Source organism: Microbacterium sp. STN6 (assembly GCF_026410545.1).
Taxonomy (GTDB): Bacteria; Actinomycetota; Actinomycetes; order Actinomycetales; family Microbacteriaceae; genus Root112D2.
Window position 1 is genome coordinate 204,286 of sequence record NZ_JAPMIT010000004.1, and the last position, 12,046, is coordinate 216,331.

General features: G+C 65.4%; 22 protein-coding genes. All 22 read left to right on the forward strand.

What is annotated here, in order from left to right:
• Nucleotides 1-104: 104 nt before the first annotated feature.
• The 22 genes from rpsJ (at nt 105) to OSC27_RS13195 (ending at nt 12,042) form a co-directional block, all read left to right on the forward strand.
• Nucleotides 105-413 (forward strand): 30S ribosomal protein S10, encoded by a 309-nt coding sequence (gene rpsJ, locus OSC27_RS13090; RefSeq protein WP_005050520.1) that lies wholly within the window; start codon nt 105-107, stop codon nt 411-413.
• A gap of 24 nt (nt 414-437) precedes the next feature.
• Nucleotides 438-1,097 (forward strand): 50S ribosomal protein L3, encoded by a 660-nt coding sequence (gene rplC / locus OSC27_RS13095; protein ID WP_267181916.1) that lies wholly within the window; start codon nt 438-440, stop codon nt 1,095-1,097.
• Between the two features lie 3 nt (nt 1,098-1,100).
• Nucleotides 1,101-1,787 carry a 50S ribosomal protein L4 gene (gene rplD / locus OSC27_RS13100; protein ID WP_267181917.1) on the forward strand — a complete coding sequence of 229 codons (687 nt, stop codon included), beginning with the start codon at nt 1,101-1,103 and terminating at the stop codon, nt 1,785-1,787.
• Complete coding sequence (rplW, locus tag OSC27_RS13105; protein ID WP_267181918.1) at nt 1,784-2,083, forward strand: 50S ribosomal protein L23; 300 nt, start codon at nt 1,784-1,786, stop codon at nt 2,081-2,083. Before rplD ends, rplW begins: the two co-directional genes overlap by 4 nt.
• Before the next feature lie 26 nt (nt 2,084-2,109).
• Nucleotides 2,110-2,949: a 50S ribosomal protein L2 gene (gene rplB, locus OSC27_RS13110; protein ID WP_267181919.1), complete on the forward strand. Its 840-nt coding sequence runs from the start codon at nt 2,110-2,112 to the stop codon at nt 2,947-2,949.
• Between the two features lie 9 nt (nt 2,950-2,958).
• Nucleotides 2,959-3,240, forward strand: coding sequence for a 30S ribosomal protein S19 (rpsS, locus tag OSC27_RS13115; RefSeq protein WP_267181920.1), 282 nt, complete (start codon nt 2,959-2,961; stop codon nt 3,238-3,240).
• A 25-nt stretch (nt 3,241-3,265) separates the two neighbouring features.
• Entirely contained in the window at nt 3,266-3,631 is a 366-nt protein-coding gene (gene rplV / locus OSC27_RS13120) for a 50S ribosomal protein L22 (protein ID WP_267181921.1), read from the forward strand.
• Nucleotides 3,631-4,401 carry a 30S ribosomal protein S3 gene (gene rpsC, locus OSC27_RS13125; protein ID WP_267181922.1) on the forward strand — a complete coding sequence of 257 codons (771 nt, stop codon included), beginning with the start codon at nt 3,631-3,633 and terminating at the stop codon, nt 4,399-4,401. Before rplV ends, rpsC begins: the two co-directional genes overlap by 1 nt.
• 2 nt (nt 4,402-4,403) lie before the next feature.
• Complete coding sequence (gene rplP, locus OSC27_RS13130; protein ID WP_267181923.1) at nt 4,404-4,823, forward strand: 50S ribosomal protein L16; 420 nt, start codon at nt 4,404-4,406, stop codon at nt 4,821-4,823.
• Entirely contained in the window at nt 4,823-5,179 is a 357-nt protein-coding gene (gene rpmC / locus OSC27_RS13135; protein WP_267181924.1) for a 50S ribosomal protein L29, read from the forward strand. Before rplP ends, rpmC begins: the two co-directional genes overlap by 1 nt.
• On the forward strand, nt 5,179-5,496 hold the full coding sequence (gene rpsQ, locus OSC27_RS13140; protein ID WP_267181925.1) for a 30S ribosomal protein S17: 318 nt from the start codon (nt 5,179-5,181) through the stop codon (nt 5,494-5,496). The genes rpmC and rpsQ overlap by 1 nt, the downstream gene beginning before the upstream one ends.
• A 35-nt stretch (nt 5,497-5,531) precedes the next feature.
• Entirely contained in the window at nt 5,532-5,900 is a 369-nt protein-coding gene (gene rplN, locus OSC27_RS13145; RefSeq protein ID WP_267181926.1) for a 50S ribosomal protein L14, read from the forward strand.
• A gap of 3 nt (nt 5,901-5,903) precedes the next feature.
• The gene (gene rplX, locus OSC27_RS13150; protein ID WP_267181927.1) at nt 5,904-6,266 is read left to right on the forward strand and encodes a 50S ribosomal protein L24; all 363 of its coding nucleotides are present in this window, start codon (nt 5,904-5,906) and stop codon (nt 6,264-6,266) included.
• On the forward strand, nt 6,266-6,859 hold the full coding sequence (gene rplE, locus OSC27_RS13155; protein WP_267181928.1) for a 50S ribosomal protein L5: 594 nt from the start codon (nt 6,266-6,268) through the stop codon (nt 6,857-6,859). The genes rplX and rplE overlap by 1 nt, the downstream gene beginning before the upstream one ends.
• Nucleotides 6,860-6,988: 129 nt before the next feature.
• Nucleotides 6,989-7,387: a 30S ribosomal protein S8 gene (gene rpsH / locus OSC27_RS13160; RefSeq protein ID WP_267181929.1), complete on the forward strand. Its 399-nt coding sequence runs from the start codon at nt 6,989-6,991 to the stop codon at nt 7,385-7,387.
• A gap of 7 nt (nt 7,388-7,394) precedes the next feature.
• The gene (gene rplF, locus OSC27_RS13165; RefSeq protein ID WP_267181930.1) at nt 7,395-7,931 is read left to right on the forward strand and encodes a 50S ribosomal protein L6; all 537 of its coding nucleotides are present in this window, start codon (nt 7,395-7,397) and stop codon (nt 7,929-7,931) included.
• A gap of 2 nt (nt 7,932-7,933) precedes the next feature.
• Nucleotides 7,934-8,305 (forward strand): 50S ribosomal protein L18, encoded by a 372-nt coding sequence (rplR, locus tag OSC27_RS13170; RefSeq protein ID WP_267181931.1) that lies wholly within the window; start codon nt 7,934-7,936, stop codon nt 8,303-8,305.
• Nucleotides 8,302-9,021 (forward strand): 30S ribosomal protein S5, encoded by a 720-nt coding sequence (rpsE, locus tag OSC27_RS13175; RefSeq protein WP_323374128.1) that lies wholly within the window; start codon nt 8,302-8,304, stop codon nt 9,019-9,021. The genes rplR and rpsE overlap by 4 nt, the downstream gene beginning before the upstream one ends.
• The gene (rpmD, locus tag OSC27_RS13180; protein ID WP_267182178.1) at nt 9,021-9,206 is read left to right on the forward strand and encodes a 50S ribosomal protein L30; all 186 of its coding nucleotides are present in this window, start codon (nt 9,021-9,023) and stop codon (nt 9,204-9,206) included. Before rpsE ends, rpmD begins: the two co-directional genes overlap by 1 nt.
• Entirely contained in the window at nt 9,206-10,003 is a 798-nt protein-coding gene (rplO, locus tag OSC27_RS13185) for a 50S ribosomal protein L15 (protein ID WP_267181932.1), read from the forward strand. The genes rpmD and rplO overlap by 1 nt, the downstream gene beginning before the upstream one ends.
• 117 nt (nt 10,004-10,120) lie before the next feature.
• On the forward strand, nt 10,121-11,440 hold the full coding sequence (gene secY, locus OSC27_RS13190; RefSeq protein WP_267181933.1) for a preprotein translocase subunit SecY: 1,320 nt from the start codon (nt 10,121-10,123) through the stop codon (nt 11,438-11,440).
• Nucleotides 11,437-12,042 (forward strand): adenylate kinase, encoded by a 606-nt coding sequence (locus OSC27_RS13195; protein WP_267181934.1) that lies wholly within the window; start codon nt 11,437-11,439, stop codon nt 12,040-12,042. The genes secY and OSC27_RS13195 overlap by 4 nt, the downstream gene beginning before the upstream one ends.
• Nucleotides 12,043-12,046 lie beyond the last annotated feature (4 nt).

Here is a 12,046-nt window from a genome sequence, read left to right on the forward strand (position 1 = left end):
AAGAACAGCGGTGCGACAACTGGGGTGACCAGCGTTTTCGTAACGCACGCGTCCAATGCGGCCACACCGGCCGTACGACGCCAGAAACAGAGAGTGAGTTCGACATGGCGGGACAGAAGATCCGCATTCGGCTTAAGTCGTATGACCACGAGGTCATCGACACCTCCGCACGCAAGATCGTCGACACGGTGACCCGTGCCGGCGCGACCGTGGTGGGGCCGGTGCCGCTTCCGACCGAGAAGAACGTGGTGTGTGTCATCCGTTCGCCTCACAAGTACAAGGACAGCCGGGAGCACTTCGAGATGCGCACCCACAAGAGGCTGATCGACATCATCGATCCGACGCCGAAGGCCGTCGACTCGCTCATGCGACTCGACCTCCCCGCCGACGTCAACATCGAGATCAAGCTCTGAGCTGGATTGAGGCAGAGGTAATCCATGTCTACTACTGAGACCAAGACGTCCAAGGGTCTGCTCGGCACGAAGCTCGGCATGACCCAGGTGTGGGACGAGAACAACAAGCTCGTTCCCGTCACCGTCATCCAGGTCGGCACGAACGTCGTCACGCAGATCCGCACCCCCGAGGTCGACGGCTACAACGCCGTGCAGATCGCGTACGGCCAGATCGACCCCCGCAAGGTGAACAAGCCGTCGTCGGGCCACTTCGACAAGGCAGGCGTGACGCCGCGTCGTCACCTCACTGAGATCCGTACTGCGGATGCCGGCGACTACGCCCCCGGCCAGGAGCTCACCGCCGACAGCGTCTTCGAGCCCGGCGCTCGTGTCGACGTCGTCGGCACCTCCAAGGGCAAGGGCTTCGCGGGCGTCATGAAGCGCCACAACTTCAAGGGCGTCTCGGCGTCCCACGGTGCGCACCGCAACCACCGCAAGCCGGGTTCCATCGGCGCATCGTCCACCCCCAGCCGTGTCTTCAAGGGCATGCGCATGGCGGGTCGCATGGGCGGGGAGCGCGTCACCGTGCTCAACCTGACCGTGCAGGCGATCGACGCCGAGAAGGGCCTGCTGCTGGTCAAGGGCGCCGTTCCCGGTGCCCGCGGCCGCATCGTTTTCGTCCGCAACGCAGTGAAGGGGGCGTAGCTCATGGCTGCCACTCTCGACATCGTCGACGCTCAGGGCAAGAAGGCCGGTTCGGTCGAGCTGCCCGCTGAGCTGTTCGACGCCCAGACCAACATCCCGCTGATCCACCAGGTCGTCGTCGCCCAGCTCGCCGCAGCGCGCCAGGGCACGCACAGCACCAAGGGTCGTGGCGAGGTTTCCGGCGCCGGCCGCAAGCCGTTCAAGCAGAAGGGAACCGGTCGCGCCCGTCAGGGTTCGATCCGCGCCCCTCAGATGACCGGCGGTGGCATCGTGCACGGCCCGACGCCCCGCAGCTATGACCAGCGCACCCCCAAGAAGATGATCGCCGCCGCTCTGCGTGGTGCCCTCTCCGACCGTGCTCGTGGCGGCCGCGTGCACGTCGTCTCGGCCCTCGCTACCGGCGAGACGCCGTCGACGAAGGCCACGCTCGAGCTGCTCAGCTCGGTCGCGAGCTCGAAGCACGTGCTCGTCGTCATCGAGCGCAGCGACGAAATCGGCCGCAAGAGCGTGCGCAACATCCCCACCGTGCATGTGCTGCCGGCTGACCAGCTGAACGCGTACGACGTTCTCGTCTCCGACGACATCGTCTTCACCAAGGCCGCGTTCGACACCTTCGTCGCGGGCCCCGCCAAGGGCAAGTCGGTCAAGGCAACCGCGACCCAGAACGAAGCTGAGGAGGTCGACGCATGAGTTCGATCAACAAGGATCCCCGCGACGTCATCATCGCGCCCGTCGTCTCCGAGAAGAGCTACGGCCTGATCGACGAGGGCAAGTACACCTTCGTCGTCGACCCCCGCTCGAACAAGACCGAGATCAAGCTCGCCATCGAGAAGATCTTCAAGGTCGAGGTCGCATCGGTCAACACCCTGAACCGTCAGGGCAAGACCCGCCGCACCAAGTTCGGCATCGGCAAGCGCAAGGACACGAAGCGCGCCATCGTGACGCTGAAGTCCGGCTCCATCGACATCTTCACGGCCGTCGGCTGAGCGCGAGCGGATTAGAGGAATAAGAAATGGCTATTCGTAAGTACAAGCCCACGACCCCGGGTCGCCGCGGTGCGTCTGTTGCGGACTTCGCAGAGATCACGCGCTCGACCCCGGAGAAGTCGCTGCTCCGCCCGCTGTCGAAGACCGGTGGCCGCAACAACCAGGGCCGCATCACGACGCGTCACATCGGTGGTGGCCACAAGCGCCAGTACCGCGTCATCGACTTCCGTCGCAATGACAAGGACGGCGTCAACGCCAAGGTCGCGCACATCGAGTACGACCCCAACCGCACCGCACGCATCGCGCTGCTCCACTTCGTGGACGGCACGAAGCGTTACATCCTCGCTCCCGAGAAGCTCAAGCAGGGCGACGTCGTGGAGTCGGGTGCCGGTGCCGACATCAAGCCGGGCAACAACCTGCCGCTGAAGAACATCCCCACCGGTACGGTCGTGCACGCGATCGAGCTGAAGCCGGGCGGGGGCGCCAAGCTGGCGCGCTCGGCCGGCGCATCCGTTCGCCTCGTGGCGAAGGACGGCCCGTACGCCCAGCTGCGTCTGCCCTCGGGCGAGATTCGCAACGTGGATGCGCGCTGCCGCGCCACTATCGGCGAGGTCGGCAACGCGGAGCAGTCGAACATCAACTGGGGCAAGGCCGGCCGCAACCGATGGAAGGGCATCCGCCCGACCGTTCGTGGTGTCGTGATGAACCCGGTCGACCACCCGCACGGTGGTGGTGAGGGTAAGACGTCCGGTGGTCGTCACCCCGTCAGCCCCTGGGGTCAGAAGGAAGGCCGCACCCGTCACCCGAACAAGGAAAGCGACAAGCTCATCGTGCGTCGCCGTACCGTCGGCAAGAAGCGTAAGTAGGAGAAGAAGATGCCACGCAGTCTCAAGAAGGGCCCCTTCGTCGACGACCACCTGCTTCGCAAGGTCGTGACGGCGAACGAGGCCAACAACAAGAACGTGATCAAGACCTGGTCGCGCCGCTCGATGATCGTTCCGGCCATGCTCGGCCACACGATCGCCGTGCACGACGGTCGCAAGCACATCCCGGTGTTCGTCACCGAGTCGATGGTCGGGCACAAGCTCGGCGAGTTTGCGCCGACCCGCACCTTCCGTGGACACGTGAAGGACGACAAGAAGGGCCGCCGCCGCTGACGCGGGGGCGTGAAGGAGGAGAGAAATGGTGGAGTCGATCGCACGCGTGCGACACATCCGCGTGACCCCCCAGAAGGCTCGTCGCGTCGTCAACATGATCCGCGGCAAGCAGGCTCAGGAGGCCCTGGCCATCCTGAAGTTCGCGCCGCAGGGTGCGAGCGAGCCGGTCTACAAGCTGGTCGCTTCCGCGATCGCCAACGCGCGAGTCAAGGCGGATGCGTCGAACAGCTTCCTGGACGAGCAGGACCTTTATGTGAGCCGCGCTTTCGTTGACGAGGGTACGACCCTCAAGCGTTTCCAGCCGCGCGCCCAGGGCCGTGCCTTCAAGATCCTGAAGCGCACGAGCCACATCACCGTTGTGCTGGCAACTCCTGACGAGGGGACGAACTAATGGGCCAGAAAGTCAATCCGTACGGTTTCCGTCTGGGTATCACCACCGACCACGTGTCGCGTTGGTTCTCAGACAGCACCAAGGCCGGTCAGCGTTACGCCGACTATGTGGCCGAGGATGTCAAGATCCGCCGCCTGCTCGAGACCTCTCTCGACCGCGCCGGCGTCTCGCGTATCGAGCTCGAGCGCACCCGTGACCGCGTCCGCGTGGACATTCACACGGCACGCCCCGGCATCGTGATCGGGCGCCGCGGCGCCGAGGCCGAGCGCATTCGCGGCGACCTCGAGAAGCTCACGGGCAAGCAGATCCAGCTGAACATCCTCGAGGTCAAGAACCCCGAGGCCGACGCTCAGCTCGTCGCCCAGGGCATCGCCGAGCAGCTCTCTGCACGTGTGGCTTTCCGCCGCGCGATGCGTAAGGGCTTGCAGGGCGCGCAGCGCGCCGGCGCCAAGGGTGTTCGCATCCAGGTCTCCGGCCGCCTCGGCGGCGCCGAGATGAGCCGAAGCGAGTTCTACCGTGAGGGCCGTGTGCCGCTGCACACGCTTCGCGCGAACATCGACTACGGCTTCTACGAGGCCAAGACCACCTTCGGCCGCATCGGCGTGAAGGTCTGGATCTACAAGGGCGACATCACGAACAAGGAACTCGCTCGCGAGCAGGCCGGCGCACGGTCGAGCCGCCCCGAGCGTCGCGATGGCGACCGCCGTGGCCGCGGCTCCGCGCCGAAGGCCGAGCAGGCTGCGCCCGTCGCATCAGGAGTTGAGGCATAACCATGTTGATTCCACGCAGAGTCAAGCACCGTAAGCAGCACCACCCGGGGCGCAGTGGCCAGGCCACCGGCGGCACGAAGGTCAGCTTCGGCGAGTACGGCATCCAGGCCCTCACCCCCGCATATGTGACGAACCGTCAGATCGAGTCCGCTCGTATCGCCATGACGCGTCACATCAAGCGTGGCGGCAAGGTGTGGATCAACATCTACCCCGACCGTCCGCTCACGAAGAAGCCCGCCGAGACCCGCATGGGTAGCGGTAAGGGCTCGCCCGAGTGGTGGGTCGCGAACGTCAAGCCGGGACGCGTGCTCTTCGAGCTCAGCGGCGTCAACGAGACCGTTGCTCGCGAAGCGCTCACCCGTGCAATCCACAAGCTGCCCCTCAAGGCACGCATCATCAAGCGCGAGGAGGGCGACGCGTAATGGCGATCGGTTCCAAGGAGCTAGCACCCGCTGAGCTCGACACTTTCGAAAATGAGCGTCTCGCCGAAGAGCTGAGGAAGGCGAAGGAAGAGCTGTTCAACCTGCGCTTCCAGTCGGCCACCGGCCAGCTCGAGAGCCACGGCCGCCTCCGTGCGGTCAAGCGAGACATCGCCCGCATCTACACGGTGATCCGCGAGCGTGAGCTCGGCATCCGTGCCACGCCCGAGGCCGTCTCGGGTCAGGCGCCCAAGGCCAAGACCAAGGCGAAGACGACGAAGAGCAAGAAGGCCGACGCTGACGCATCGGTCGAGACGGTCGCCGAATCCACGGACGCGACCACGGAGGAGAGCAAGTAATGGCTACTGAGACGAAGAAGAGCGGGTCGAAGACCGCTTCGGCCGGCTCAGCGACCGAGGAGCTCGCCCGCGGCTACCGCAAGACCCAGCGCGGCTATGTCGTCAGCGACAAGATGGACAAGACCATCGTCGTCGAGGTCGAGGACCGCGTGAAGCACCCGCTGTACGGCAAGGTCATTCGCCGCACCGAGAAGCGCAAGGTGCACGACGAGAACAACACCGCCGGCATCGGCGACCTCGTCGTGATCGCCGAGACGCGCCCGCTGAGCGCCACGAAGCGCTGGCGCCTGGTCGAGATTCTCGAGAAGGCCAAGTAAGCCGCGACGGCTTGCTTACAGAAGAGGACAGATAAATGCTTCAGCAGGAATCGAGAGTCAAGGTTGCCGACAACACCGGCGCCAAGGAGCTCCTGACGATCCGCGTTCTCGGTGGTTCCGGCCGCCGCTACGCGGGCCTGGGTGACGTCATCGTCGCCACGGTGAAAGACGCGATCCCCGGCGGAAACGTCAAGAAGGGCGACGTCGTCAAGGCCGTCATCGTGCGCACGGTCAAGCAGACCCGTCGCGCCGACGGCTCATACATCAAATTCGACGAGAATGCCGCTGTGATCCTGAAGAACGACGGTGACCCCCGCGGTACCCGCATCTTCGGGCCGGTCGGCCGTGAGCTGCGCGACCGCAAGTTCATGAAGATCATCTCGCTGGCACCGGAGGTTATCTAAGTCATGGCGAACAACATCAAGAAGGGCGACCTCGTCCAGGTCATCACGGGCGCCTCGCAGGCGCGCGGCGGCGACAAGGGCAAGCAGGGTCGCGTCATCGAGGTGCAGACCGAGAAGAACCGCGTGCTCGTCGAGGGCGTCAACTTCATCACGAAGCACGTCAAGGTCGGTCAGACCCAGCGCGGCACCAAGACCGGCGGCCTCGAGACCAGCGAGGCGCCGATTCACATCTCCAACGTGGCGCTCGTCGACCCCGAGACCAAGAAGCCGACCCGCGTCGGGTTCCGCAACGAGACCGTGGTGAAGGACGGCGTCAGCAAGACGGTCCGCGTTCGCTACGCAAAGAAGTCAGGTAAGGACCTGTAATGACGGACACTGCAACTGCGAGCGCCCAGGCTGGCAAAATCCAGCCGCGCCTGAAGCAGAAGTACAAGAACGAGATCGTCCCGGCTCTGACCAAGGAATTCGGCTTCACGAACGTGCACCAGGTTCCCGGCCTGGTCAAGGTCGTCGTGAACACCGGTGTGGGCGAGGCGGCTCGCGACGGCAAGATCATCGATGGCGCCGTTGCCGACCTCACCAAGATCACCGGCCAGAAGCCGCAGGTCACCAAGGCCCGCAAGTCGATCGCGCAGTTCAAGCTGCGTGAGGGGCAGCCCATCGGCGCTCACGTCACCCTCCGCGGTGACAGGGCGTGGGAGTTCCTCGACCGCCTGCTCTCGCTCGCGCTGCCTCGAATTCGGGACTTCCGTGGCCTGAGCGACAAGCAGTTCGACGGCAACGGCAACTACACGTTCGGTCTCACCGAGCAGAGCGTGTTCCACGAGATCGACCAGGACAGGATCGACCGCGTTCGCGGCTTCGACATCACGGTCGTGACCACGGCGAACACCGACGACGAGGGCCGCGCACTGCTGAAGGCGCTCGGCTTCCCGTTCCGCTCGAACGACAACGCATAACTGAAGAGATCTCGATACGGCCGCTCGCGGCCCACTCGATCACCGGAGCGCGCATCCGCCCACTCCAACCATCGACGGTCAGTACTCGTGTAACGGCTGCTGAAACCTGATGAACAAGGGAAACAACACATGACAATGACAGATCCGGTCGCAGACATGCTGACCAGACTGCGCAACGCCAACTCGGCCCACCACGAGAGCGTCTCCATGCCGCACTCGAAGCTGAAGGCGAACATCGCCGAGATCCTCAAGACCGAGGGCTACATCGCCGGCTGGGAGGTGGCAGACGCGAGGGTCGGCAAGACGCTCACGCTGAACCTCAAGTTCGGCCCCGACCGCGAGCGTTCGATCGCCGGCATCAAGCGGGTCTCCAAGCCCGGCCTGCGCGTGTACGCACGCTCGACCGAGCTTCCCCGCGTGCTCGGGGGCCTCGGCGTTGCCATCCTGTCCACCTCCTCCGGTCTGCTGACCGACCGTGAGGCCGAGAAGAAGGGCGTGGGTGGGGAAGTCCTCGCCTACGTGTGGTAACCACGTCATGTCGCGTATTGGAAGACTGCCCATCGACATTCCCGCGGGAGTCGATGTGAAGATCGACGGCCAGGCCGTCACCGTCAAGGGCCCGAAGGGTGAGCTCTCGCTCACCGTCGCGCGCCCCATCGAGGTCGCGCTGGCCGACAACCAGGTGCTCGTCACCAGGCCGGATGACGAGCGCGAGTCGCGCTCGCTGCACGGGCTCACCCGCACGCTCATCAACAACCAGATCATCGGTGTGACCGAGGGGTACTCGAAGGGTCTGGAGATCGTCGGCACCGGTTACCGCGTGGCGCAGAAGGGCAGCGGCGTCGAGTTCGCGCTCGGCTTCTCGCACCCCGTCACCGTCGAGCCACCTGCAGGTATCACGCTGACCGTCGAGGGCAACAACAAGCTCATGGTCAGCGGCATCGACAAGCAGGCCGTCGGAGAGGCTGCCGCCAACATCCGCAAGATCCGCAAGCCCGAGCCCTACAAGGGCAAGGGTGTGCGCTACGCCGGCGAGGTCGTCCGTCGCAAGGCCGGAAAGGCTGGTAAGTAATCATGGCTCTCGCAACCAGAGGGAAGAGCAAGTCCGCTGCGCGGGATCGTAGGCACGCCCGCCTTCGCAAGAAGGTCGTGGGCACCGAGGTGCGTCCGCGCCTCGTCGTCACCCGCTCGGCGCGCCACGTCTTCGTCCAGGTCGTGGACGACAGCAAGGGTCGTACCCTCGCATCCGCGTCCACCATGGAGTCGGAGCTTCGCGGCTTCGAGGGTGACAAGACCGCCAAGGCCCACCGGGTCGGCGAGATCGTTGCCGAGCGTGCGAAGGCAGCCGGCATCGACGGCGTCGTATTTGACCGTGGTGGCAGCAAGTACGCGGGTCGCGTGGCTGCTGTCGCCGAGGGAGCTCGAGAGGGCGGATTGAACCTGTGAGCGAAGAAACCAAGAAGGAGCAGGACGTGGCCGCAGAGCAGCCCACTGCAGAGAAGCCGGTGGAGACCGCCGCGGGCACCGACACGACGAGTCGCGACTCGGCGCGTGACGGTCGCCGCGGAGGCGGTCGCGATCGCAACCAGGGACGCGACCGTGGCGGTCGTGACGCAGACAAGAGCCAGTTCCTGGAGCGCGTCGTCACGATCAACCGCGTGTCGAAGGTCGTGAAGGGCGGTCGTCGCTTCAGCTTCACCGCGCTCGTCGTCGTCGGCGACGGGAACGGCCTGGTCGGCGTCGGCTACGGCAAGGCCCGCGAGGTGCCCCTGGCGATCTCGAAGGGCGTCGAAGAGGCGAAGAAGAACTTCTTCCGCGTGCCGCGCGTCGAAAAGACCATCCCGCACCCCGTGCAGGGTGAGGCGGCAGCCGGCGTCGTTCTGCTTCGCCCGGCCGCAGCAGGTACCGGTGTTATCGCCGGTGGCCCCGTGCGCGCCGTGCTCGAGTGCGCCGGCATCCACGACGTGCTGAGCAAGTCGCTCGGCTCGTCGAACACGATCAACATCGTGCATGCGACCGTCGAGGCGCTGCGCCAGCTCGAAGAGCCCCGCGCCGTCGCCGCCCGTCGTGGTCTCGACTACGACCGCGTCGCACCGGCCAAGCTGCTGCAGGCCGAGGCACGGGCGGCCGAAGCCGCCGCAACCGCGAAGGCAGGTGCATGATGGCCGCGCGCCTGAAGGTTACCCAGATCAAGTCCAAAGTGAGTGAGAAGCAGAACCAGCGCGACACGCTTCGCAGCCTGGGGCTCAAGCGCATCGGCGACGTCGTTGTTCGCGAGGACAACCCGCAGAACCGCGGATACGTCAACACCGTCGCGCATCTGGTGAAGGTCGAGGAGATTGACTAATGGCTGACGAGAAGAAGGTCGACGCCGCAGAGGCTGCGACCAAGCCCGCCGCCGCCAAGAAGACGACCGCCAAGGCCGCCGCCGAGAAGACGCCGGCGACCAAGGCCGCCGCCGAGAAGGCTCCGGCGAAGACTGCCGCGAAGAAGGCGCCTGCCAAGGCGGCCGACGCGAGCGAGAAGGCGCCGGCCAAGGCTGCCGCTGAGAAGGCTCCGACTGCGAAGGCGACCGCTGCGAAGGCGACCGCGAAGAAGAGCGACTCGACGAAGACGGATGCTGCCGCAGCATCCGCGTCGTCTGCCGCTTCTCAGCCGGCCGCGTCGAAGGCCGCCACGGCGCCCGACCCCGAGGCGGGGACCCGTGAGCACGTGCTCAAGGTGCACCACCTTCGCCCGGCGCCCGGCGCCAAGAAGGAGCGCACCCGCGTCGGACGCGGTGAGGGCTCGAAGGGTAAGACCGCCGGCCGTGGAACCAAGGGAACCAAGGCGCGCTACCAGGTGCGCCCCGGCTTCCAGGGTGGCCAGCTGCCGTTCCACATGCGTTCGCCGAAGCTTCGCGGCTTCAAGAACCCGTTCCGCGTGGAGTACCAGGTCGTGAACCTCGAGAAGCTCGCGGAGCTCTACCCCGATGGCGGCGACGTCACGGTGGGCGACCTGGTCGCGAAGGGCGCCGTTCGCAAGAACGAGAAGGTCAAGGTTCTCGGGTCAGGCGACATTGCCGTTAAGCTGAACGTTGCGGTCGACAAGGTCTCCGGCTCTGCGGAGCAGAAGATCGTCGCCGCCGGCGGTTCCGTCAACTGAACTTGACACGACCGGTGGCCGGAGCAACCCCTCCGGTCGCCGCCGTAAAGTAGTGCAGTCGGGTGGCCGTCACGTCAGGTCACCCGACTGACTTCTTAAAGGAAAGCAGGACGCCCTTTGTTTAGCGCCGTCGTACGGATCTTCCGCACCCCCGATCTTCGCCGCAAGGTCGGGTTCACGCTGTTGGTCATCGCCCTGTTCCGCCTCGGCTCCTTCATTCCGACGCCATTCGTCGACTTCCAGAACGTGCAGGCCTGCCTCAGCGCTTCGCAGGATACGGCGGGTCTCTACCAGCTCGTGAACCTGTTCAGCGGCGGCGCCCTGCTGAAACTCTCCGTCTTCGCGCTCGGCATCATGCCGTACATCACTGCGTCGATCATCGTGCAGCTGCTGCGCGTGGTCATCCCGCACTTCGAGACCCTGTACAAAGAGGGCCAGGCCGGCCAGTCCACGCTGACCCAGTACACCCGCTACCTCACCATCGCGCTCGGCATCCTGCAGTCGACCACCCTCATCACGGTCGCCCGCAGCGGCGCCCTCTTCGGCTCGAGCAACTCGGAGGTCTGCAGCGGCCTCATCACCGACAACTCCTGGTACGCCGTCACCCTCATGGTCATCACGATGACCGCGGGTACGGGCGTCATCATGTGGATGGGCGAGCTCGTCACCGAGAAGGGCATCGGCAACGGCATGTCGCTGCTGATCTTCACGTCGATCGCCGCGCAGTTCCCCACCTCGCTCTGGGCCATCGAGCAGGTGCAGGGCCCCGAGGTGCTGGTCGTGGTCATCGCGATCGGCCTCATCGTCGTCGGCCTCGTCGTCTTCGTCGAACAGTCGCAGCGGCGCATCCCCGTGCAATATGCCAAACGCATGGTGGGCAGGCGAACGTACGGCGGCAACAACACGTACATTCCCATCAAGGTGAACATGGCGGGCGTGATCCCCATCATCTTCGCCTCGTCGCTGCTGTACCTGCCGGCGCTCATCGCCCAGTTCAACCAGCCCGCAAAGGGATCGCCCGCACCCTGGGTGCAGTGGATCAACGATTACCTGACCAAGGGCGACCACCCGATGTACATGCTGCTGTACTTCCTGCTGATCATCGGGTTCACCTACTTCTACGTCGCGATCACCTTCAACCCAGAAGAGGTCGCAGACAACATGAAGAAGTACGGCGGCTTCATTCCCGGAATCCGCGCGGGCCGACCCACGGCCGAGTACCTCGACTACGTGCTCACCCGGGTCACGCTGCCCGGCTCGATCTACCTCGGCCTGATCGCGCTCATCCCACTGATCGCCTTCGTCATGATCGGCGCCAACCAGAACTTCCCGTTCGGCGGCGCGTCCATTCTGATCATCGTCGGTGTCGGCCTCGAGACCGTGAAGCAGATCGATTCGCAGCTGCAACAGCGGCACTATGAGGGGCTGCTTCGATGAGTGCCGCTCGAAGCGGCGCGCGCCTGCTGATCGTCGGTCCGCCGGGGGCAGGCAAGGGCACCCAGGCGGCGAAGGTCTCCGACCTGCTCGGCATCCCGAGCATCTCGACGGGCGACATCTTCCGCACGAACATCAGGGAGCAGACCGAACTCGGCGTCAAGGTCAAGGCCATCGTCGACGCGGGCGACTATGTTCCGGATGAGCTGACCAACGCGCTCGTGGCCTCGCGACTCGAGCAGCCCGATGCCCAGACGGGGTTCCTGCTCGACGGATACCCGCGCACACTCGAGCAGGTGCACTTCCTCGACCAGCTGCTCGAGAAGGCCGGAACCGCACTCGACCTCGTGATCCAGCTGACGGCAGACGAAGACGAGCTGGTTCGTCGGCTCACGCATCGGGCGCACGAGCAGGGCCGCTCCGACGACACCGAGGAGGCGATCCGGCACCGGCAGGGCATCTACCGCCGCGAGACGGCGCCGCTCGTCGACGTCTATCGCACCCGCGGCCTGCTCGCCGAGGTCAACGGTCTCGGCACTCTCGATGACGTCTCGGGCCGCATCGCCGACGCGCTTACCGCGCGTGGCATCGGCGCCACGCGATAGGGGC